This window comes from Alteromonas sp. G5_S2_22_S1 (assembly GCF_054968525.1).
In genome coordinates, this window is the sequence record NZ_JBQKUJ010000002.1 from 279,539 (window position 1) to 301,128 (window position 21,590).

Below are 21,590 nucleotides of genomic sequence, written 5' to 3' on the forward strand. Positions count from 1 at the left end.
TAAGAGCGCCGTTGGCGCTCTTTTTATTTAGTCACTTTTCGCTGTTTTCTTAACGAGTAAAGTTGAAACGGCTAAAAAAGCGTTCAGCTTCTTCACTATCAAAGTCGTAGCCCATATTTGTCATCGCTTGTAGGGCATTTTCTACAGTATCGTAGAAGCCATAAAGAACCTCGGCAGTGTCGTAGCACTGAGAAATTTGATGCTTTGTTGTAAGCATAATATCGGTATCTAATATCACCACGGCAAGAAATGAGAGGCCGCGGGTTTTTCGCACTCGAGTATGCTTTACAAATATATCAAATGTTGAAGGGGGCATGAGGCTCTCACCGTAAAGACAGCTTACTTGTGCCCACTCGGTGCCTTGTTCAAATTTAGAAATGTCGGAAGACAGTTTAACCACGCCATTTCGCATGGTTTCATCATTCCACGGGCCCCTTGCTGATAAAAGCAGCAGTTGACCGCTTACGCTACATTCAAATTCGCCGTGCGGATTATTCATGGGGAATACCTTCAAGTCTTACTTAAAACTTAACACCTAACTGTCAGCACGCAACTAACCATTCGGCTAAATTCAAAGGCAGGCTTATGCGCTTAATCTCCTAGATGATGTCGCTCAACGTTTAATCTTTATTGCCTGAATTAATTCAGTAGTATGGGAAAGTTAAATGCATCACGGCAAAGTGATCACCCCATAAAAATGATCGGATAAAAACAAATAATTAAGGTGAGATATGTCTTTTACTAGAAATCACAGGTACCCGTCAGTCAAAAAACGGTATGCGATGTGGGCTGTGCTATTTAGCGTAGGCACGCTAGCTATGCCAGCCACAGTGCTTGCGAGCAATGAAACAGAATCTTTTACTACCGACTCTGAACGCTATTTTAAATCAGAAGATATCTTCAACCTTGAATACGTCAGTGAAGTCCAGGTATCTCCAAACGGTAAATATATCGCATACGTGCGCCGTTCAAACGACGTCATGTCAGACAGTAGCCGCGCCAATGTTTGGCTAGCCTCGGTAGATGGTAAATCACACCGTCCCTTACTTTCTTCGAAAAAAAATTATTACTCTATTCGCTGGTCACCAGATGGCAGCCGATTAGCTTACCTTTCCAATGAAGAGGGCAAACCGCAACTGTATGTGCGCTGGATGGATACGGGGCAAACGGCGTTAGTCACCAACGTTACTTCAAGCCCAAGTAATATCACGTGGTCACCCGACGGAAAATACATTGCATTCACTATGAGTGTGGATGCCAAGGAAAAGCCGCTAGATGTAAAAATGCCTAAAAAGCCGGAAGGCGCAAAGTGGTCGCCTAAATTCCAATATATCACTAAGGCGCGTTATCAAGCCGATGGCAAAGGCGTGCTTGACCCTGCCTATACCCATATCTTTATTGTGCCCTCTGACGGAGGTACAGCAAGACAGTTAACCTCGGGCAACTACCATCACAACGGTCGGTTAAGTTTTGCGCCGAACGGTGAGAAGATTTATTTCTCTGCTAACCGAAGTGATAACTGGGAATATGAACCCGTTGAGGCCGATATATTTTCTGTTGATATGACGGGGAATATTGAACAATTGACGCAGGACAAAGGGCGAGAGTCGTCACCAGTAGTATCACCTGACGGAAAGTATATTGCTTATGCGTACCGAGACGACGAAAAAGTGATGTACAAAAATAGCTATTTGTATGTAATGAATAGCGACGGCTCTGAACAAAGAAACATAACAAAAGATATTGATAATTCGGTGTCTAATTTTCACTGGAAAGACAATAAACGCATCTATTTTCAGCAATCAGTTCGCGGTCTGGCCCAGGTGGATGTGGTTTCGCTATCGGGTAGTGTAAAAGCCGTAGCAAAAGGGCTTGGTGGCACCACGTTAGGCCGACCTTATGTATTTGGTACTTACCATGCGGTTGGCGATGTTGTGGCCTACACCAAAGGTCGTACTGACCGGCCTGCAGATTTGTTCGTTACCACCAGAAAAGAGCGCCAGCTTACAGCACTTAATGAAGATGTTTTAGGCCACAAGCAGCTCGGTGAAGTGAAAGAAGTTGTTTACCCATCGTCTATCGACGGTGAGGAAATTCAAGGCTGGTACATTCTGCCGCCAAACTATGACAGCTCAAAAACCTACCCTCTCATTCTGGAAATCCACGGTGGGCCCAACCTAGCCTATGGGCCTGTATTTACTGCTGAATTGCAGCGCATGGCCGCAGAAGGTTACGTGGTGTTTTATGATAATCACCGAGGAAGTACGGGATACGGCGAACGCTTTGCGTTATTGCTGCAAGGGAAATATAGCTCTGAGTACGACTTTGCTGACCATATGTCTGGGGTAGACGCGCTGATTGAGAAAGGCATTGCCGACCCTGAACGTCTATTCATTACGGGGGGCTCTGCAGGTGGTATTGCATCTGCTTATGCCATTGGTCTTACTAACCGTTTCAAAGCGGCAGTGGTTGCAAAGCCCGTTATTAACTGGCTGTCGAAAGTGCTTAGCGCTGATTCGGGCCTTTATCAAATTCCTTTTCAGTTCCCGGGAAAACCGTGGGACAACGTTGAGCACTACTGGAAGCGCTCGCCGTTATCGCTAGTGGGCAACGTTACTACGCCTACTATGCTAATTACCGGTGTAGAAGATAAGCGCACGCCAATGTCTGAAACCGAGCAATTTTATCAGGCACTTAAGCTACAAAAGGTTGACAGTGTATTAGTTAAAGTTCCCGGTTCGCCTCACGGTATTGCCGCTAAACCTTCACGAATGATTGGCAAAATAGAAAATATTCTGGCGTGGTTCAAGAAGTATGACAGCGACGCTGTCAAAAAGTAGGGCATTGCAAGAAAGGGCAAATACAGTCTGTATTTGCCCTAAACCTGGTGAGCTTTCTATTACAGAATAAGGCCTTAACTTTTACCTATCCAGCCGATGGGTGAATCTCACTAATATCGGGAAGCACGGTTAGCTTCAAACCCAATGCCTTCCAGTAGTGGCTTTCTCTTAAAAGGTCAGCAGAGATAATCGGCTTCTCGTCAAGCCAACCATCTGGAAACGTAATAGTGAGTTCGCTTTTGTCTACGTTGACCTTAAGTTCAGGTAAGAAACCTTCCTGACGCTTTATATTTAGCAGTACACCAAGGCGTAGTAGTGCAATTAAGCGCTTTATCGAATGCTCATCGAACAGATTAAACGAGGGGAGCTCATTGGTGCGGATCTTCTTTCTGTGGAAACGCACTAGTGTGGCTAACAATAGTTGCTGTTCTTGAGTGAAGCCCGGCATATCCACATTACCCAGTATATAGGCGCTGTGTTTTTGAATACCGCGGGAGTTAATTTGCATGCCTACTTCGTGCAGCAGGGCTGCCCAACCTAGCATGCTCTTAAAGTCTTTTCCCTTCAGTTTCCATGCTTTTTCAACCTCGCCGAAAAGTGCCAGCGTGGTATTTAGAACCATGGTCGCCTGCGTTGTATCAACGTCATAGCGTCTGGCCAAGCTACTCGCCGTGCGCCCGCGAATATCTGCATGATGAAGTTCATCTTCCATTTGGTACAACACGCCTTCGCGCAGCGCGGCGGGTGAATACACTAAACCATCAATTTCTAGCGCCTTGAAGACCGCAATCAATATGGCTAAGCCGCCAGCGATAACCACACGACGATCTTCACTTAAATCTGGGTAAGCTAATTTATCGACGTGACCGGCGCTAACGAATTGCTTCATTAGGTTGCGTAGGCTTTTTAAGGTTACTGGAATATCATGCCCATTTGGACGGTCTTGCTGACATAACGTGAACAACGATCGGATAGTACCTGAGGTACCTACACACTGTACCCAGCCTAATCTGCGATACTTGTTATCTATCATTTCAAGCTCTTGTTGAGCTGCGGTAATCGCGCGCTCAAAAGCTTTAGACTTTAATTCGCCGTCGGGGAAAAAGCGTTGAGTATAGCTTACGCAACCCATTTGAAGGCTGCGGCAAAGTAAGGGTGTGAAGCCTTCACCAATAACGAACTCGGTGGAGCCGCCGCCTATATCGATAACAAGTTGCTGGCCATCAGCATGATTGGTATGGGCCACGCCAGAGTAAATCAGACGGGCTTCTTCTACACCAGAGATAACTTCAATGGGGTAGGGAAGAATGTCTTTTGCTGCACTGATAAAGTCTCTGGCATTGCGGGCTTTACGCAGTGTATGGGTGGCAACAATGCGCACAGAGTCAGGCTCGAACCCCTTGAGGCTTTCTGCTACCACTTTAAGCATAGCAAGCCCACGCTCCATCGCTTCTTCAGACAGAATATCGTCCTCATTGAGGCCTTCGGCCAAGCGAACTTTTTGCTTAACTCTATGCAGTATCTGAACAGACCCAGCAACAATACGCGCCACTACTAAATGGAAGCTGTTAGAGCCAATATCTAACGCCGCGACTTTACTTACCTCGCGGGTTTCCACATCATTAAAAACGGTTTCATGTTGGGTCATGGACTAATTTTCTATCCTACAAAGTGTCTTCTAGCTTCTTTAAATAGTCGTAAATTTCTATTTGCGAGCGAAGTTTTTTACGATTACCCCTCGCAACGTACTTGTTGCTCTGATCCTTGTCAATCACTCGAGCCTTCAGGGTATCTTTAAATTGTAGTTCCATTATATCGACAATACGCTGTTGAAGACCTTTATCGTAAACGGGGCAGCCTACTTCTATGCGGTTATCCATGTTTCGGGTCATCCAGTCAGCAGATGAGATATACACTTTTCTTTCGCCACCGCCTTCAAAAATCATCACGCGAGGGTGTTCAAGGAACCTATCAACAATAGAGATGATCTCGATGTTTTCGCTAATCCCTTTTATGCCTGGATTAAGTGAGCACATGCCGCGCACGATACCGCGGATCTTAACGCCAGCCTGGCTCGCGCGATATAAATCATCAATAAGTTCTTTATCAACAAGGTTGTTAATCTTAAAGGTGATTTGCGCATCTTGGCCCTGATTCAGGTGCTGAATCTCTTGGCGAATTAACGACTGAATTTTGGTTCTGGCGTTTAACGGCGAAATTTGTAGATGCTGAAACTTATAACGTCGGTAAGGGTATTGAATAAGATCGAATACTGCGACGCCTTCATTGGCAAGCTCCTGATTACGGGTGAATAAGCTGTAATCGGTATAAATTTTCGCGGTTTTCTCGTTGAAGTTACCCGTACCGAAATGCGCATAATTCACCAAACTGCCCCGTTCTTCCCGGGTCACAATACATAGTTTAGAGTGAATTTTCAGGGTGGGCACACCAAGTACTACGCGTATGCCTGCATCGGTCATGCGCTTAGACCATTCGATGTTTGCTTCTTCATCAAAACGCGCGCGAAGCTCTACGACTACGGTGACTTTTTTGCCGTTATCTACCGCGTCAATCAACGAATTTATTATGCGAGAATTACTCGCCACCCGATAGATATTAATGCGTATGGTTTTCACGTTCGGGTCGAAAGCGGCCTGACGCACGAACTCTGTGAAGTGAAGGAAGCGATGATAAGGGTAATATAGCAAGATATCACGAGCAGTTATGGCATCGAATACGGTGTTGTGTTTTGAAAATGCCTTGCTGTCGATAGCAGGAAGCGGCGCGTGTTCTAAATAATCTCGGCCCACATTGGGGAAGCCGATGAAATCTTTAAAGTTGCGATAGTGCCCTGCAGCATGCATGGTATCAAGCTTGGTTATTTTAAGGCGCTTGCGTAGGTCCGACTGCATGTCTTCAGGCATGTCGGTGTCATAAATAACGCGGACAGGCTCGGCAATAAGACGCTGCTTCATGCTTTCTGACATTTTTTCTACGAAACTTTCGTCAATTTCTTCGTTGATAGAGTATTCCGCATCTCGTGTCATTTTAAAGGAGAAAGCTTCAATTTCGTCGAATTTAACGAACCCGCGGAAAATATCTTCAATGCACAGCTGAATCATGTCATCGAGCATAACAATGCTCTTTTTCTTACGGCTCTTTTGCGGAGGGATCAGCATAAAGCGCGACATCTCAGACGTGGGAACTTGAATAACGGCGAATTTAGGGTTGCGCTCTTTTCTTCGTAGTGCGACATATAAATACACAGAGTTGCCGTTTAAGCGGCTGAGCAGGTCTGTCTTTTTATCAATTAATATGGGAGCGATGTGTCGCAGTGCTTTATTGATAAAAAAGTTACGCACCCACTGCTTTTGATAATCATCTAAGTCGTCTTTACGCAGGATATGAATATTGTAGCGGGCAAGGCTTTTGACAACGTCTTTATGGATTTGGTCAAATTTTTCAGAAAGCTGTACCACTTTCTTTTGTATCTGCGCCATAAGTTCGGTGAGGCGCTCTGCTTCTTCTTCGTTCCCGTCGTTTTGCGCAATCGTGATAAGGCGTTTAACATCTGCCGCGCGTACCCGATAAAATTCATCAAGGTTATTAGAGTAAATACCCAGAAAGCGAATGCGTTCTATCGCAGGGTTATTCTTATCCGCAGCTTCTTGCAATACGCGTTCGTTAAACGATAGCCAGCTTAATTCTTTGGGATAATATAAAACGTCGTTATCCATAATGTCTCAATTCACGTTCATAAAAATGGTCAAAGACTGCCACCAGTCAGTGACATTACTGTGACAACGCGTATTTCGTGCTACACGCACGCTTACGTTGCGGTGATTCCGTTACCTATATACCTTTAGCGAAACTAAGCACTTAACGCTTAGCGGTAATATCTACGACTAGGTCGTTAGCGAGTGATTCAAGGGCTTCTTGCAAAGCGCCATCGTCAAAACCGTCAGGTACAGCAATTTCGGCTTTGGCTTTGAAAATGAGGCTTCCCCAATTTGGCGCACTTTCACAATGAGAGGCAAAAGTAAGAATATTTAAATTAAACTGGTTGAGAACAGAGGTTAGTTCCTGAACAATACCCGTCTTATCGTTACCCATCACATCAACAGTCAGCTTGGTGTTGTTGCTTTTTTCACTGCTGCCAACGGCTACCGATTGCACCGACATATCTTTTATCGCGTCAAGCGCATCGATTAGGCTTTGCTTATTGTCATTTGATACGTGAACTTCTACAAAGCCGGTGAACATCCCTGCCATATGCGCAAAACTTGAGCCCTGCCAATTGCCCTCGTGTTTGTATACGCATTTAGCTAATGCGTCTACCAAACCAGGCTTATCTTTACCCATGATGCTTATTACCAATGACTGCATGCGGTGCTCCTTATTGGGCGTGTAGAGAAAAACTTTGATCGTCTTCCTGTTGGGTAATACCATAGGCGCACAGTAGTTTGCGCGAAGGTAATGCTATAAATTTTTACTTGCTATTAGCATAACAAAACTTACACTGCTCACCAGTGCAATTTAGGGTTATTCTTCTTAAAAATGAAGAATTTCGAAAATAAGAATGACTAAACAACCGCATGACTTTCGACAGCAACAGCTCAAATAAAAAACGCCAGCGCAACGATAAGTTGTCACGCTATGTGGTAACGGGGTTTGGCGGCCTTGTTTTATTGACGTTAGTCATTCTTATTACTCACCTTATTAGCCAAGCGCTGCCTTTAACGTATATTCCCAACTTAAAACACCTTAATACCTTTACAACCTCAGAAAGCGAAGCGCTTGTCAGTGCAGGTGACATTGTTAATGGTCAGCCTCTGCTCGTTAGGAAGTCTGACTGCCGTTTAGGTTTAAAGTTGCTTCAAGATAATACGTTAGTCAGTAACCATGAATACATTCGCCCTTGTGAGCATGTGCTGTCGGCCGATAGCGTTATGGGGGAAAACTACATTGTCGATATTTCCCCCAACGCGTTAGTCAGAGTGTTACCGGTAAGGTCGTTTAACGTAAGTGATAATAACCTAGCGGATATGGCGGCGCCCCCTCAAACTGCCCAGTCAGTATTAACCAACAACATCACTTTCTCGCTTCCTAAAGAAGTATGGAAGGAGCGCGAAAGCTGGGATATGGCGTTATCTTCAAAGTGGGCGGTGGTGTCTATCACCCATGGTGATAGCGTTTTCGTTAGATGGGTTAACCGCAAACGACCCACGCATATAGTAGACAAACGTTTTTATAATATTGATCGTTTAACGTTATTACCGGGCAGCGAAAGCGTACTTCTTCAAGTTGACCAAACGCTCTACCTTAACAGGTTACGAGATGAAGGTGTGGCGCTACTTCCCGTGGTGGGCAATGTTTCCGCCTCTTTAGATGAAAAAATAGTGTTCCCCCTTGCTAAAGATCGCACGTTCTTTTTGATGAATAGCAAAACGGAAACATTAACGCGTTGGGTCTTAAGCAAAACGGATAAAGGCCTTTCCTTCGAGCAAACCTATCAAATTCCCTTACGCAATGAAAAAGTAAAAGATGTCGCTGAACATGCGAGTATGAATTTAGTGGCAGTACTGACGAGTAACGCTAGGGTACTGTTAGTCAATCGCGTATCAGGGGATGTGGTGTCTTCTCAAAAGATAGACGACTCAGCTGAACAGATTATTTGGTACGGAAACAAGCTGTATGGTTTTTCTGATAGCACATTGTCGGTGTGGGAAGGACAGCATTTAAGCGGTATCACGACATGGTCTTCCCTTTTCGACCCCCAACACTATGAAGGCTATGAAACCGAAGAAACTGTTTGGCAAACAACCAGCGCATCTGATTTTCAAGAAGCTAAGTTTAGTTTAACCCCGCTTTTAATTGGCAGTATAAAAGCGTCTTTGTTGGCATTGCTTATTGCCATTCCCGTTGCCATTGGCGCTGCTATTTACACCGCTTTTTTTGCTAAAAGCCGCATGCGGAATATCGTTAAGCCTGCCATAGAATTACTTGAAGCGATACCTAGCGTACTTATTGGTTTTATAGCCGCTATTTGGCTTTCGCCTAAAGCTGAGCAATTTCTTTTCTCCTTTGCTTTTTTTCTTATAGTTATCCCCTTTGTGTTAATTGCTGTAGCGGTAGTGCAGCGCCCCGTTGCCGAATACCTACCTAAGCACCTAAGGCATGGGGCGGAGCTTATTTTCGCAATAGGCGGCGTATTTTTGTTGGGATTTATAAGCGTAGAGTTTGCGCCATCCATCGTCTTGTCATTGATGGGAGTAGAGGGCTTCACCTTATTAGCGGCAGAGTCTGATAGCCCTATTGGTAAAACAACCATTGTGGTTGCATTGGCGTTAGGCGTAGCTATTTCTCCCAGTATTTATTCGCTTGCAGAAGACGCCATCAATGGCGTACCAACTGATTTAAAACATGCCTCTTTTGCATTAGGGGCAACGCGTTTACAAACCCTGCTCCACATCGTTTTACACGTAGCCCTGCCCGGTATTGTAGCGGCTATTATGCTGGGTTTTGGTCGGGCGTTTGGTGAGACAATGATCGTGCTTATGGTAACTGGGAACACACCCATATCAAGTTGGGGTCTTATAGAAGGTTTGCGAGCACTGACTGCTAACTTGGCTATTGAGCTTCCCGAAGCGGATGTGTCATCCGCGCATTATCAAATTTTGTTTTTCACCGCGTGTATATTGTTTTTATTTACGTTTTTAGTTAACACAGTAGCAGAGCTTATACGCCAGCGAATTAGGGGCAGGGCTTACTATGGTTAACCGAGACATATTCGGGCTTAATGCGGTTCAGCGCCAGTCGTTGGTGATTAGCTTAACGGCTTTTTTCACTAGCTTGCTGCTCATTGCGCTAGTTAGCGTACTAATACTAATTAGCTTTCGCGGTACCGCTTATTTTTGGCCTGAACCTATTTATAAGGTAACTGGCACGCTACCAGATGGCTCTCGGTTCTCTGTACTTGCGAACATCTTTGAGGATGCGTCAGAAGAAGACATCACCCTCAAATATTCAGATGTGAATCACCCCTTTGGCTTTCAAAAACAATTTGACCGTGAACAATTGCTCAGTGCTAACCTCGCCTTGGACAGTGCAGAGATTAAACTGTTGGATGGCAGGCGGGTAATGGCTATTCCAGAGCACATCGTTGTTCCATCAAAACCGCCACAGCCTCTAGATAACATTGGTGCAGTATTACAAGATGTTGCCTTGATTACGGCACAAATTGAAGACCTAAACACCGAGCATCTTGCGCCTATTCATGAGGCCTTGTCTCAATTTGATAAAAGAGATGTGGTGGAAGATGCGCCGGCTAGAGAAAAGCTGGTTGCTGCTTTTAACGAGTATCAAAAGCGTGTTGAGGCTTTAGAGAGCACGCGTGCCCAGTATAGGTTGCTTGTTAGTTTCGCTGACGGTTCGCCTTTCATTATTCCCATTTCAAGTATTCAGGATGTAGACTTTGTAAGCCGTCTAACTACGTTTGAAAAGTGGCAGGTGGTGTTTTCTGAAATTAGTGTTTTTCTTTCTGACTCCCCTAAGCAAGCGAACACATCAGGGGGCGTTTTCCCCGCGTTATTTGGCACAGTTCTGATGGTATTTTTAATGACAATTATAGTGACCCCTTTTGGGGTGCTAGCCGCCATATATTTAAGCGAGTATGCGCCGAACACCGCATTAACAACCATTATTCGCGTTAGCGTGAGTAACATGGCTGGCGTGCCGTCCATTGTTTACGGTGTATTTGGGCTTGGCTTTTTCGTATACACCTTAGGTGGCAGCATTGATGAGTTGTTGTTTAGCGATACGCTGCCTGCGCCAACGATGGGGAGTCCAGGCGTATTCTGGGCAGCCCTAACGATGGCAGTTTTAACACTTCCCGTGGTCATAGTGGCAACCGAAGAAGGCTTGCGTCGTGTACCTGATGGGTTAAAAGCCGGCAGTTATGCCTTAGGCGCCACTAAAATTGAAACCATAATACGTACGGTTTTACCTATCGCTTCACCAGGGATCATGACTGGCGTCATTTTAGCGATCGCCAGAGCGGCAGGTGAAGTGGCCCCTCTTATGCTTGTGGGCGCTGTTAAGTTTGCGCCAACTCTGCCCATAGACGGCGAATTTCCTTATCTACACCTAGATAGACAGTTTATGCATTTAGGCGTGCTTATTTACGACGGTGCTTTTCATAGCCAAACTGATGGGAAAAGTGCCAGTATGATGTTTGCGGCCTGTTTATTATTGTTAATCGTGGTTTTCGTACTCAATATTTTGGCCGTTTTGCTTAGGGCGCGTTTGCGTAAGCGCTATCTCAAAGGTTAATTACAGGTTTTTAGTACATGTTGAAGTTGTTTGAACACAATACGCTAAACGTTAAAGACATTAGTGAAGAGCAAACTGCCGTTGATGTTAAAAATCTCAACTTATGGTTTGGTAATAAGCATGTTTTAAACGACGTCAGCATGCGTATTCCTAAAAATAAGATCACGGCCTTAATAGGTCAAAGTGGGTGTGGTAAATCTACCCTTATAAGCTGTTTTAATCGACTTAATGACTTGTATGACGGCTGTAAATACAACGGTGAAATCATTATTGATGGACGTAACATCAATAGCCGTAAAGTTAATGTGTCGCGGCTGAGAACCAACGTTGGTATGGTGTTTCAGCGTCCCAATCCGTTTCCTATGAGCATTTATGAAAACGTGTGTTACGGGCTTAGACTTCAGGGTGTGAAGGTACGAAGGCATCTAGATGATGCGGTGGAAGGCGCACTTAAACAAGCGGCGCTGTGGGACGAGGTAAAAGATCGTCTTTTCGAATCGGCTCAAGTGTTATCCGGTGGTCAGCAGCAGCGTTTGGTCATAGCGAGAGCGTTGGCATTAAAGCCTGATATTTTGCTACTTGATGAGCCTACATCGGCACTTGATCCGCTGACTACACTGTTTATAGAGGAACTTATGGACGTGCTGAAAAAGCAGTGCACCATTGTTATTGTTACTCATAATATGCAGCAAGCGGCACGTGTAAGTGACTATACCGCCTTTTTCCATCAGGGCCGGCTAATAGAATACGCTGACAGTGACACACTGTTTACCATGCCTGAGAAAAAGCAAACCGAAGATTATATTACGGGTCGCTATGGATAACGTGGCGCGTGTAAAGAGCAGAGCCCAGATACAATTAACGTTTGCTACAACACAACAAGTGTGGGCACGCGAGGAGAAATAAGCATGCGACAGGTGGCCTTAAATACGCACATCTCTGGCACCTTTAATATTGAATTGGAAAACTTACGGAACTCGGTATTAACCATGGGCGGAGAGGTTGAGCAGCAGTTAGTTAATACCTTAAAAGCGGTGAAGCATAACCATGCCTCATTAGCTGAAAAAGTGGTATTAAACGATTTGAAGATTAACTCGATGGAAATCCAAATCGATGAAGAGTGCCTTCGTATTATTGCCAAACGTCATCCCACGGCAAGCGACTTGCGTCTCATTATGACGGTTTCCAAAGCCATTACCGACATTGAGCGAATGGGGGATGAGATTGAGCGTATTGCAAAGCTGGTGACCCGCAATAAGCTTCCTAGTTCAGATACGATTAAAAGCAGTATGTTACTTATCGGCGAGCGTGTAGCGGCGATGATGCGCGGTACGTTCGATGCCTTTGCACGTCAGGATGAAGCGGCGGCGCTTGAGGTATACGATCAAGACAATCGCATTGATAGTGAGTACAAGCGGTTATTGTCCTACACCACGTCAGAAATGCAAAAAAGCACAGACGATATGCAGGATTGGCTGGATGTGTTGTGGGCAATGCGTTCATTAGAGCGGATTGGGGACAGGTGCAAAAACGTATGCGAATATGTGGTTTATCTCACTCGTGGTACCGATGTTAGGCATACACCGCTCGAAAATATGCAGCAAAAGTTGGAAGATTTGACGTAAAACTGTCCATTTGGTCAATTTTATTTTGCGCAAAGCGCACTAAATTGTAGGAAGTAAGAAATTTATGCGTCATAAAACTGTAATATTTGGTGAATTTATCATCGCAATCAAATAATTCCGCATACTTTTATCGTTTTTCGATGATTTTCGCTATGGCTTCTATGACGATTACGTTATCATGCGCCGCAGCCAAGAACAGATCGTGCAAAATTTAATCGAACATTATGATAGAACACAATTTGTCTTTAACTTCTTTCTCTAGCCTTAATGGCGAAGAGATCATGCTACTTACTCAAGTAGCGTCCAGCCTAAATCGCGTTTAGACCGGGAGCGATTATCCGTGGAATTTTTTGAAAGTTATGGCCTAATTCTTATTATCCTTGCCGCCGGCGTTGGTTTCGTCATGGCATGGGGTATTGGAGCAAATGACGTTGCCAACGCAATGGGTACGTCGGTAGGTTCTAAAGCTTTAACTATTAAACAAGCTATTATCATTGCAATGATATTTGAGTTTGCTGGCGCCTACCTAGCCGGTGGCGAAGTAACGTCTACTATTCGAAAAGGAATTATCGACTCAACCTTCTTTATAGACATCCCTGAATACCTTGTATTGGGCATGATCTCATCGCTACTAGCTGCCGGGATTTGGCTTGCTGTGGCGTCATGGTTGGGGTGGCCCGTTTCTACTACGCATTCAATTATCGGCGCTATTATTGGTTTCACTGCCACTGGCGTGAGTATGGATGCGGTAGCGTGGGGTAAAGTAGGCGGCATTGTAGGTAGTTGGGTGGTAACGCCAGCCATATCAGGCATTATCGCGTACCTTATCTTTATGAGCGCTCACAAGCTCATTTTCCAAACCGACTCACCGTTTGTTTACGCCAAGCGCTATGTGCCATTTTACATGGCGTTAGCGGGCTTCGTTATGTCATTGGTTACCATTAAGAAAGGCTTGAAGCACGTAGGTTTAGAACTGAGTGCTGTTAACGGTTATCTATTGGCGATTGCTATTGCCGTGGCATTGGGCTTCGTGGGTAAATGGTTTATCGGCCGTATGAAGTTTAGCGGCTCTGAAGATGCCGATTTACAGGCGGCAAACGTAGAGAAAGTCTTCGCGCTGCTTATGGTTGTTACTGCATGCTGTATGGCCTTCGCCCATGGCTCGAACGACGTGGCTAATGCTATTGGTCCTCTCGCGGCAGTGGTAAGCGTGGTGACCAGCGGTGGTGAGATTAATTCAAGTGCCACATTGGCCTGGTGGATCCTGCCGTTAGGTGGTTTAGGTATCGTAGCTGGCCTGGCTCTATTTGGTCATCGTGTTATTAAAACGATTGGTCAGGGTATTACTCACTTAACGCCAAGCCGTGGCTTTGCTGCAGAACTTGCTGCAGCCTGTACGGTGGTTATTGCATCGGGTACAGGTCTGCCAATTTCAACAACGCAAACATTGGTGGGTGCCGTGTTAGGTGTAGGTTTAGCGCGAGGCGTTTCAGCACTGAACTTGGGCATTGTGAGAAATATCGTTGTATCCTGGATTGTAACTTTGCCGGCAGGTGCACTACTTTCAATTATTTTCTTCTTCATCTTAAAAGCAGCATTCGGCGTAGCGTAACGCCATTAACGCTTACATGTATGTAGATATAAAAAAAGGCCGCGCTTCTTGAAGCGCGGCCTTTTTGTTTGTGTTCGTATAAAACCTAAGGCGCTCAGTCTAGCGAAATAGGCGTTTCAAACCCTCTTGGCTTAACGCCCACGACAGCGCACTTCAATTGGTGAATGGTCTCTTCGGCGGTATCACCCATAATATAGCCAGGCACGCCTAAGCGAGATACTGTGCCCATTACGATAATGTCAGTATCAAGGGACGTGGTTGTGGCTGCAATTTCTCTGCGAGGGTAACCGTGGACAATGTGATTTTTAGGCTGTAAGTACTCCCACACATTGTCGTCAAGCTCTTCAGCTAGTTCATTAAGTAGCTTCTCTAATTCTTTCTCGCGCTCGGCGTGAATTTTCGCAAGGTCCGTTTCCATTCGGTCGTTGTCTACGGTAATAAAGCCATCTCTTGCGATATTTTCCGGTACAGCATCAAATACGTGAACAATATGCAGTTGAGCAAACTCTAGCAGCGCTATCTGGCTTGCATGTCGCAATATATCACGGTTAAGGTCACGCCTTATTGACACTTCGTGACTTGGATAATGGTAATTAAGGTCCAGTGCGGCTACCACGTTCTTGTATTGGCTACGCGGTTTATGGTTAATTATCCACAAAGGGCAGGGGCATTTGCGAAACAGCTGCATATCTAAGCTACCAAAAAGCTTATCTAAAAAGCTTTCCTCAGCCCGCTTTATGACTAAATCTATATTGTTTTTTACCACATAGCGCACCACGTCAATTAATGGATGCCCCACGGTTACAGCGGTAGAAACCTTGTAGTTTTCACTCCAGCTTTCAGCCTGTTCTTTAAGCCAAAGTTCAGCCTGCTTTTCCATAGTTTGCTGAGAATCAACATATGAAAATGACTCCATCACCATGCTGGCGTTAGGCGGCAATGCTTCTAAAGAGAGCATAATGGTAAGCGAGGCTTGATGTGCTTTAGCGATATGCAGTGCTTGGGCAACGGTGTCATCCTGCCGATGAGAATCGCTCAACACACATAAAATGTTTTTATAATGTCCTTTCATACTGCCCTCGGTATTTATTCGCTCTATGCGTTAATGATACAAGAGTGGGTTCCACTTCGCTGTATAAATATGCCGTGAAGGTCATAGATTTAACTTCAATGGCAACTAAAAAGCTTTATTTAATTGAATCCTAACGCTACTTCTAATGGCTTTCCAGCGGGCGGCGATAGAATTCTTAAAACCTTCTTATACAAGCGGTATGAAAGTGAATGTAATTCGCAAACTATGGCCTTTACAAGAATAGTCTCGGTGAGCGGCTAGGCTGTATATAATCTTTATGTTAGATTAAACCATTATCTTTTAATCCCTTTAAATAATAGAGAGATGCCTATGAAATGGCCAAATCTTAAGCACCTACACTATTTGGTGACGCTTCACCAAGAGCAACACTTCCACCGCGCTGCTCAGCGTTGTAATGTAAGTCAGTCAACATTAAGTACGGCCATTCAAAATTTAGAAGAGCATTTTGGTAGTCAATTACTTGAGCGTGAACACAAGACCTTTGTTTTTACTTCATTAGGCTTAGATATTGTTGAGCGCAGTAAAGTGCTGCTGCAAGAAGCGGGGGAATTGGTCGAGTATGCTCAAAATGCGGGCAACTGGCAGCGTGGAACGCTTAAGCTTGGTGTTATACCAACAATAGCGCCGTTTCTTTTTGAAGGAATGATGGGGGCCTTCTCTGCCTTCCTTCCTGAAATTAATTTAGAAATGCAGGAAGATACCACTGAAAAGCTCTTACAACAGTTAACAGACGGTAGGTTAGATTTACTAATTTTAGCGCTTCCAATGGAAACCCCAGGGTGTAAGCAGATGGTATTGGGCCACGACCCCTTCCATCTTATAGCGCACAAAGATATGGCGGAACAACTGCCTAGTCCCGTAGATATTTCAGGTTTACCGAAAAAGAGTATTTTTCTGCTTCAGCAAGAACATTGTATGACGGGGCATGCGGTGAGCGCGTGTAATCTTCAGCATAGTGATCAAATTAGCAGTGTTGCAGCAAGTAGCCTATATACCTTGGTGCAGCTGGCAAATAGTAAAATGGGCTATACCTTCTTACCGGAACTTGCGATAAACCAGTCTATTCTTGAGCACACTGGTCTAAAAAGTTTTCCAGCAGAAGAGCAGGGCTTTCGAGAAATTGGTTTGGTATGGCGCTCAGGCACAACCCGTATGCAGCTATTCCGTCGAATTGGTGAAATTATCTCGCCACTACTGCCTATACCCACGCTGAAATAGCGTTACTGCTGAGTGCACTTTCTTTAGTATTTATTCAAAGCGGCTGAACCCTTGCGTGTAGCCGCTTTTTATAGACTACATTTTAGGTGCAATATGTCCCAATTCTGCCGCCCATGTTAGTTCGGATCTAAGCAGATTATTTGCCGCGTTTGCGCCAAAACTATGCAGCGCATTGTAGGCACTGATAGATGGTATACGGCAATAGTGACAAAGTGCGTAGAATAACAAGCTACAGCGGTGCTGTGAGCCATCGCAGTGCAAATATATCTTCGCTCCCTCTGTCAACATTTGAGACAGTTCATGAAGATATTGGTGGAGGTGCACATCCTCAGTAGGCGATTCTGACGACGGGTGCATAAAGGGAACCCATAGCCACTTTAACCCAGCAGCTAATGAACGGTCGCGAATAATTGGCGCGTGTTCTTCACTGGTTTGTACCGTGGCAATGTGGGTTACGCCCAGTGATTTAAGTCGTTCAAAGTCACTTTCTACAGGCTTTTTTCCCAAACATATCTGACCTGCGCGCAGTGAAAACCATGCGATATTGGGTGTTGCTGTTGTGCTATCTTCCTTTTTCTCAGTTTTTTGCATGGTGTTTAGTATTGCGCTTGCATGAATTTTTAAATAGGTCCTTAAATGGCTTTTTAATTGGGGTTGCCATAGTAGCGGTATCAGAGCCTCTTGTTACACGACAAAATAATAAATAGAAAAGTAATGGCAGCTACATCCGCCAATAACGAACATGTGCCAAATAGCATGGGTATACTTTACCTTTTTCGCCACATAAAAGCACACACCTACGCTGAAACACAGGCCGCCTGCTACCAATAACCAAAGACCAGCACCTGGAAGGGCGACATAAAGTGGGTAGATAAGTCCCAGTGCAATCCAGCCCATTAGCAAATAGGTCATGACCGATACTTTTGGGAAGCGGTGTTGCGCAATTAATTTAAATGCCACTCCACCAATCGCAAGACTCCAAATAATTGCAGTCATGGTAATACCTAGTACGCCACCTATTGCCACTAATAAAAGCGGTGTGTAAGTACCTGCTATCAATAAGTATATTGCACTGTGGTCAAATAGTTTAAGCCATCCCTTCGCTTTTTGATGAGAAATTGCGTGATAAAGGGTTGAACTCAGAAACACCAAAATGAGTGTAGAGCCATAAATAGCAGCGGTAGTTAAGGCTAGCGTGTCTTCTGCGCGGTACAGCATCAAGACTAAACCTACAATCGCCGCAACAAAGCCAATGCCGTGAGTAATGCTGTTAAGCCATTCTTCTAAAACGGAGTAAGCTTTGGCAGAAATAACTTTTGTTTGTTCCTTTACGTCTGTCATTACAGCTCCTGTTTTGATATCTGTAGAAATATGTGTACCTCTTGTTTGTAGATAGCTACCAGCATAAAAACGAGTTTACTAAGCGATTCGCATACCTTTGACAATTATAGCGCACACTTGTTCGCTCAATGTGTAAATAATAACAGATAACGCGGCCGGTATGATGACGCAGAGATTACAAAGTGGCGTTACAACTCAGCGTTCTCAAAACAGCCGCTTAATTTGTCGAGCAGTTTAACCAATTCGCGGCTTTCTTCTGCACTCATACCTTCGAGTTTGCACAACATTTGCGCAGGTACTTCTTCTGCTATGGTTTTCTTTTTTTTCCCCATTTTAGTGAGCTGTACGCGTTTAACACGTTTGTCAGTTTCATCTTTATTAACCATTAAGAAGTCCTTGTCCTCAAGCTTTTTAAGTATCAGGGACATAGCTCCTCCGTCAATGGCGGTTCTCTCTAGAAGTTCAGCAATAGTAATGTGGTCAGTTTCCCAAAGCGCCATTAAGGTTACGTATTGAGGGTAGGTAATATCTAGCGCTTTTAGAAGAGGCCTGTAGGCGCGAGTAAACGCGTTTGACAGCGTATAAAACCGATGACAAAGCTGATTTTCTAACTTTAACAATTCTGACACGGCGCTTTCCTAAGTTTGTTCGACGATAAACGATAAATGTATTTTGCATACAAAGTACTTGAACTGCAAGTCACCTTAGTGTTAAGTTGTTTTGTATGCAAAGTATTAAATTGAATTTGCCAAATAGGAGAGCAACTATGCATAAGCTTCAACAAGTGGTTTATACCGGTACTGCAACCGCAACGGGTGGCCGTGAAGGAACGGCCAAATCAAGCGATGGTAAGCTAGACCTTGACCTGTCTACACCCAAAGAGCTGGGAGGCGCAGGTGGTGAAGGTACTAATCCCGAACAGATGTTTGCAGCAGGTTATTCAGCGTGTTTTATTGGCGCGCTTAAACACGTGGCTGCATCGCAAAAAATAAAGTTAGCTGACGACATAAGTGTTACCGGTGATGTATCAATTGGCCCCATTGATCAAGGCTTCGCCATTGCGGTAAAACTAACGGTAGATTTAGGGGATATGGATAAAACCCAAGCGCAAAGTTTGGTAGATACTGCGCATCAGGTGTGCCCATATTCAAACGCAACCCGCGGTAATATTGAAGTAGATATCAATCTAGCCTAATTATGCCGCTACGGGTTCAGTAATCACGCCCGCTACAGCGGGCGTTTTTATTTACGTAGATTGCTTACACCCTTTGAAATCGCCACGCCAGTTCTTATAGCTACGTTTGTAATCGATTTAGTTCGAACGCCAGTATTCACGCTACTGTCCTAAATTCAGCGCATTGAAAAGGCAGCGCTTCGAATTAGAGTCGCCAGTCATATAACAGCTTGATACACTGAAACGGTATCAACCATTCTTTAGGAAGTTATATGAAAAAATACGGAGTACTGGCTACATTCGTATGCGCGCCTGTGTTGTTCGCGTGCAGTGATAACAGCAGTGTAGACACAGCGAAAACAGATAAAGAGCAGGCCGTCAATGAAAGCGCGGTCTTGAATGTCGAAGCAGAAAAACGCGACGATGCTACCATTGCGTCTGGCGTAGACTATCATTCGTTTGCGAACCCTAATGAAGTTCGGGTTACGCACTTAAGCCTAGACCTCACCGCAAATTTCGAGACCAAGCAGCTCATTGGCGATGTAACACTTGATGTAAAGCGCGCAAAGCCTGAAAACAATACGTTGGTATTGGATACACGCGCTCTAGACATCGACAGTGTCACCGTTAATGGTGAAAGCGTTCCCTTTGAAATAGGCAAGACCGATCCTGATTTAGGTACGCCTCTTACCATTACGTTACCTAGCGCTGCGAATTCAGTAACCGTAGCCTATTCCACATCACCTGACGCCTCTGGCGTGCAGTGGTTAACGCCAGCACAAACGGCAGGTAAACAGCATCCGTTTCTATTTACACAAGCCCAAGCGGTTCACGCACGAAGCTTTATTCCCCTTCAAGATTCACCACAGGTGCGCGTGACCTATGATGCGACCATAAAAACACCTGAAGCTCTGTTGGCGGTAATGAGCGCGTCGAACGACCCTACAACAAAGCGCGACGGCGAATATGAGTTCACCATGCCACAGCCTATTCCGTCGTATCTTATTGCGTTGGCAATCGGTGATCTGAAGTTTAAAGCCATGGGTGAACGTACTGGTGTGTATGCAGAGCCAGCACTTCTTGAAAGCGCAGCGAAAGAGTTTGAAGACACTGAAGCGATGCTTGAAGTAACAGAAGAAACCTATGGTCCCTACCAGTGGGATCGTTACGACCTGCTTATTCTACCGCCGTCGTTCCCGTTTGGTGGCATGGAAAACCCTCGCTTGTCGTTTATCACACCAACGGTTATTGCCGGTGATAAGAGCTTGGTTTCATTGATTGCCCACGAACTTGCACACAGCTGGTCGGGCAACACCGTAACTAACGCAACGTGGCGCGATCTGTGGTTAAACGAGGGGTTCACCACTTATTTAACTTACAGAATTATGGAAATGATCTATGGTCATGATCGTTTTAAAAAAGAAGCAGTGCTAGGTTATCAAGACTTAGAGAACGATATTGCAGCGTTAGATGAAAACGACGAGATCTTAGCTATCGACCTTCGTGGCCGTAACCCAGATGATGTTTTCTCGAATATTCCCTATGAAAAAGGGGCACTATTTTTACGTGAAATTGAGCAAAAAATAGGTCGCGAAAACTTTGACGCGTTTTTAATGCAGTACTTTAAAGACTTTGCTTTTAAGAGCATAACCACCGACACATTTATCGCTTATTTAGATGAAACTCTATTGAACCAATACCCAGATAAACTCGATGCTAAGCGCATAAATACTTGGATTTTCGAACCGGGTCTTCCGGAAGATGCACCTCAGCCAGAGTCTGATGCTTTCACCAAAATTGATGATACACGCACGGCATGGCTTTCAGGTGATGTAAACGCGGCGGATATAGAAACGGCACAATGGACGGTACACGAGTGGTTATACTTCCTGAACAATATGCCTGAAACATTGACTGAGCCACAGCTTGCTGAATTGGACAAGGCATTTTCGTTAACGTCAACAAAGAACAACGAAATTGCTCATAGCTGGCTGATGATCGCGGTAGAAAATAACTACCAACCTGCTTTTGATCGTTTGTACACCTATCTAGTGTCGATAGGACGCAATAAACTGGTTAAGCCGCTGTATCGTGAGCTATCAAAAACGCCCGACGGCAAGGCGTTTGCGAAGCGCGCCTTTGAAGAAGCGAAACCGGGCTATCACCCGCTCACCGTTAGAACCAATGAGGGATACGTAAACTAACCCTCAGCGCTTGAATATATCGATGGCTTTGCCACACAAAAAAGCAGCGTATTCGGCGCTGCTTTTTTTATCTCTCGTTTTTTTAATTCCCTATAACACATTGGTGACCTTTAAGCCTTTACATCGAAAAAAATTGAACGATTGTTCAAAAG

Annotated in this window: 17 protein-coding genes; 9 read left to right on the forward strand and 8 right to left on the reverse strand. The window is 44.7% G+C overall.

Annotated features, from left to right (window positions below; translation table 11 throughout):
- Positions 1 to 49 precede the first annotated feature (49 nt).
- Positions 50 to 499, reverse strand: coding sequence for a hypothetical protein (locus ACTRWF_RS03435; RefSeq protein ID WP_333970462.1), 450 nt, complete (start codon positions 497 to 499; stop codon positions 50 to 52).
- A 232-nt stretch (positions 500 to 731) separates the two neighbouring features.
- Here ACTRWF_RS03435 and ACTRWF_RS03440 point away from each other — a divergent pair, with 232 nt between their 5' ends.
- The gene (locus ACTRWF_RS03440; RefSeq protein WP_462835138.1) at positions 732 to 2,840 is read left to right on the forward strand and encodes a prolyl oligopeptidase family serine peptidase; all 2,109 of its coding nucleotides are present in this window, start codon (positions 732 to 734) and stop codon (positions 2,838 to 2,840) included.
- Between the two features lie 85 nt (positions 2,841 to 2,925).
- On the opposite strand, the gene ppx is transcribed toward ACTRWF_RS03440, so the two are convergent.
- The 3 genes from ppx to ACTRWF_RS03455 form a co-directional block, all read right to left on the reverse strand.
- On the reverse strand, positions 2,926 to 4,488 hold the full coding sequence (gene ppx, locus ACTRWF_RS03445) for an exopolyphosphatase (protein ID WP_012517377.1): 1,563 nt from the start codon (positions 4,486 to 4,488) through the stop codon (positions 2,926 to 2,928).
- Positions 4,489 to 4,504: 16 nt separating this feature from the next.
- On the reverse strand, positions 4,505 to 6,577 hold the full coding sequence (gene ppk1, locus ACTRWF_RS03450) for a polyphosphate kinase 1 (protein ID WP_015066305.1): 2,073 nt from the start codon (positions 6,575 to 6,577) through the stop codon (positions 4,505 to 4,507).
- Positions 6,578 to 6,719: 142 nt separating this feature from the next.
- Positions 6,720 to 7,226, reverse strand: a complete 507-nt coding sequence (locus ACTRWF_RS03455; protein WP_015066306.1) for a glycine cleavage system transcriptional repressor — start codon at positions 7,224 to 7,226, stop codon at positions 6,720 to 6,722.
- A 209-nt stretch (positions 7,227 to 7,435) separates the two neighbouring features.
- Between ACTRWF_RS03455 and ACTRWF_RS03460 the strand changes: the two genes are divergently transcribed.
- The 5 genes from ACTRWF_RS03460 (at position 7,436) to ACTRWF_RS03480 (ending at position 14,408) form a co-directional block, all read left to right on the forward strand.
- Entirely contained in the window at positions 7,436 to 9,619 is a 2,184-nt protein-coding gene (locus tag ACTRWF_RS03460) for an ABC transporter permease subunit (RefSeq protein WP_462835139.1), read from the forward strand.
- Positions 9,612 to 11,171: a phosphate ABC transporter permease PstA gene (gene pstA / locus ACTRWF_RS03465; RefSeq protein WP_462835140.1), complete on the forward strand. Its 1,560-nt coding sequence runs from the start codon at positions 9,612 to 9,614 to the stop codon at positions 11,169 to 11,171. The genes ACTRWF_RS03460 and pstA overlap by 8 nt, the downstream gene beginning before the upstream one ends.
- A 17-nt stretch (positions 11,172 to 11,188) precedes the next feature.
- Complete coding sequence (gene pstB / locus ACTRWF_RS03470; RefSeq protein WP_015066309.1) at positions 11,189 to 11,995, forward strand: phosphate ABC transporter ATP-binding protein PstB; 807 nt, start codon at positions 11,189 to 11,191, stop codon at positions 11,993 to 11,995.
- 84 nt (positions 11,996 to 12,079) lie between these two features.
- A complete protein-coding gene (gene phoU / locus ACTRWF_RS03475; protein ID WP_012517383.1) occupies positions 12,080 to 12,796 on the forward strand; it encodes a phosphate signaling complex protein PhoU in 717 nt (238 codons plus the stop codon).
- Between the two features lie 340 nt (positions 12,797 to 13,136).
- Complete coding sequence (locus ACTRWF_RS03480; RefSeq protein ID WP_015066310.1) at positions 13,137 to 14,408, forward strand: inorganic phosphate transporter; 1,272 nt, start codon at positions 13,137 to 13,139, stop codon at positions 14,406 to 14,408.
- A gap of 94 nt (positions 14,409 to 14,502) precedes the next feature.
- Here ACTRWF_RS03480 and ACTRWF_RS03485 read toward each other — a convergent pair whose 3' ends face one another.
- Complete coding sequence (locus ACTRWF_RS03485; RefSeq protein ID WP_015066311.1) at positions 14,503 to 15,480, reverse strand: universal stress protein; 978 nt, start codon at positions 15,478 to 15,480, stop codon at positions 14,503 to 14,505.
- Positions 15,481 to 15,810: 330 nt separating this feature from the next.
- Between ACTRWF_RS03485 and ACTRWF_RS03490 the strand changes: the two genes are divergently transcribed.
- On the forward strand, positions 15,811 to 16,719 hold the full coding sequence (locus tag ACTRWF_RS03490; RefSeq protein ID WP_015066312.1) for a hydrogen peroxide-inducible genes activator: 909 nt from the start codon (positions 15,811 to 15,813) through the stop codon (positions 16,717 to 16,719).
- A gap of 75 nt (positions 16,720 to 16,794) precedes the next feature.
- Here the strand turns inward: ACTRWF_RS03490 and ACTRWF_RS03495 are convergent, their stop codons facing one another.
- The 3 genes from ACTRWF_RS03495 to ACTRWF_RS03505 all read right to left on the reverse strand — a co-directional run bounded on the left by ACTRWF_RS03495 (position 16,795) and on the right by ACTRWF_RS03505 (position 18,689).
- Positions 16,795 to 17,310: a protein-tyrosine phosphatase family protein gene (locus ACTRWF_RS03495; protein ID WP_462835141.1), complete on the reverse strand. Its 516-nt coding sequence runs from the start codon at positions 17,308 to 17,310 to the stop codon at positions 16,795 to 16,797.
- Positions 17,311 to 17,403: 93 nt separating this feature from the next.
- On the reverse strand, positions 17,404 to 18,060 hold the full coding sequence (trhA, locus tag ACTRWF_RS03500; RefSeq protein ID WP_015066314.1) for a PAQR family membrane homeostasis protein TrhA: 657 nt from the start codon (positions 18,058 to 18,060) through the stop codon (positions 17,404 to 17,406).
- Between the two features lie 188 nt (positions 18,061 to 18,248).
- Positions 18,249 to 18,689, reverse strand: a complete 441-nt coding sequence (locus ACTRWF_RS03505) for a MarR family transcriptional regulator (RefSeq protein ID WP_462835142.1) — start codon at positions 18,687 to 18,689, stop codon at positions 18,249 to 18,251.
- A gap of 137 nt (positions 18,690 to 18,826) precedes the next feature.
- Here ACTRWF_RS03505 and ACTRWF_RS03510 point away from each other — a divergent pair, with 137 nt between their 5' ends.
- Both ACTRWF_RS03510 and ACTRWF_RS03515 read left to right on the forward strand, forming a co-directional pair.
- A complete protein-coding gene (locus ACTRWF_RS03510) occupies positions 18,827 to 19,255 on the forward strand; it encodes an organic hydroperoxide resistance protein (RefSeq protein ID WP_012517390.1) in 429 nt (142 codons plus the stop codon).
- A 251-nt stretch (positions 19,256 to 19,506) separates the two neighbouring features.
- On the forward strand, positions 19,507 to 21,438 hold the full coding sequence (locus ACTRWF_RS03515) for a M1 family metallopeptidase (RefSeq protein ID WP_015066316.1): 1,932 nt from the start codon (positions 19,507 to 19,509) through the stop codon (positions 21,436 to 21,438).
- The last annotated feature ends 152 nt before the right edge of the window (positions 21,439 to 21,590 follow it).

Excerpts from the sequence above, each read along its gene's own strand:
- ppx (WP_012517377.1), bottom strand. The coding sequence starts at position 4,488 with ATGACCCAACATGAAACCGTTTTTAATGATGTGGAAACCCGCGAGGTA.
- trhA (WP_015066314.1), bottom strand. The coding sequence starts at position 18,060 with ATGACAGACGTAAAGGAACAAACAAAAGTTATTTCTGCCAAAGCTTAC.
- ACTRWF_RS03440 (WP_462835138.1), top strand. The coding sequence starts at position 732 with ATGTCTTTTACTAGAAATCACAGGTACCCGTCAGTCAAAAAACGGTAT.
- ACTRWF_RS03485 (WP_015066311.1), bottom strand. The coding sequence starts at position 15,480 with ATGAAAGGACATTATAAAAACATTTTATGTGTGTTGAGCGATTCTCAT.
- ACTRWF_RS03455 (WP_015066306.1), bottom strand. The coding sequence starts at position 7,226 with ATGCAGTCATTGGTAATAAGCATCATGGGTAAAGATAAGCCTGGTTTG.
- ppk1 (WP_015066305.1), bottom strand. The coding sequence starts at position 6,577 with ATGGATAACGACGTTTTATATTATCCCAAAGAATTAAGCTGGCTATCG.
- ACTRWF_RS03495 (WP_462835141.1), bottom strand. The coding sequence starts at position 17,310 with ATGCAAAAAACTGAGAAAAAGGAAGATAGCACAACAGCAACACCCAAT.
- ACTRWF_RS03515 (WP_015066316.1), top strand. The coding sequence starts at position 19,507 with ATGAAAAAATACGGAGTACTGGCTACATTCGTATGCGCGCCTGTGTTG.
- ACTRWF_RS03435 (WP_333970462.1), bottom strand. The coding sequence starts at position 499 with ATGAATAATCCGCACGGCGAATTTGAATGTAGCGTAAGCGGTCAACTG.
- pstB (WP_015066309.1), top strand. The coding sequence starts at position 11,189 with ATGTTGAAGTTGTTTGAACACAATACGCTAAACGTTAAAGACATTAGT.
- phoU (WP_012517383.1), top strand. The coding sequence starts at position 12,080 with ATGCGACAGGTGGCCTTAAATACGCACATCTCTGGCACCTTTAATATT.
- pstA (WP_462835140.1), top strand. The coding sequence starts at position 9,612 with ATGGTTAACCGAGACATATTCGGGCTTAATGCGGTTCAGCGCCAGTCG.
- ACTRWF_RS03490 (WP_015066312.1), top strand. The coding sequence starts at position 15,811 with ATGAAATGGCCAAATCTTAAGCACCTACACTATTTGGTGACGCTTCAC.
- ACTRWF_RS03460 (WP_462835139.1), top strand. The coding sequence starts at position 7,436 with ATGACTTTCGACAGCAACAGCTCAAATAAAAAACGCCAGCGCAACGAT.
- ACTRWF_RS03510 (WP_012517390.1), top strand. The coding sequence starts at position 18,827 with ATGCATAAGCTTCAACAAGTGGTTTATACCGGTACTGCAACCGCAACG.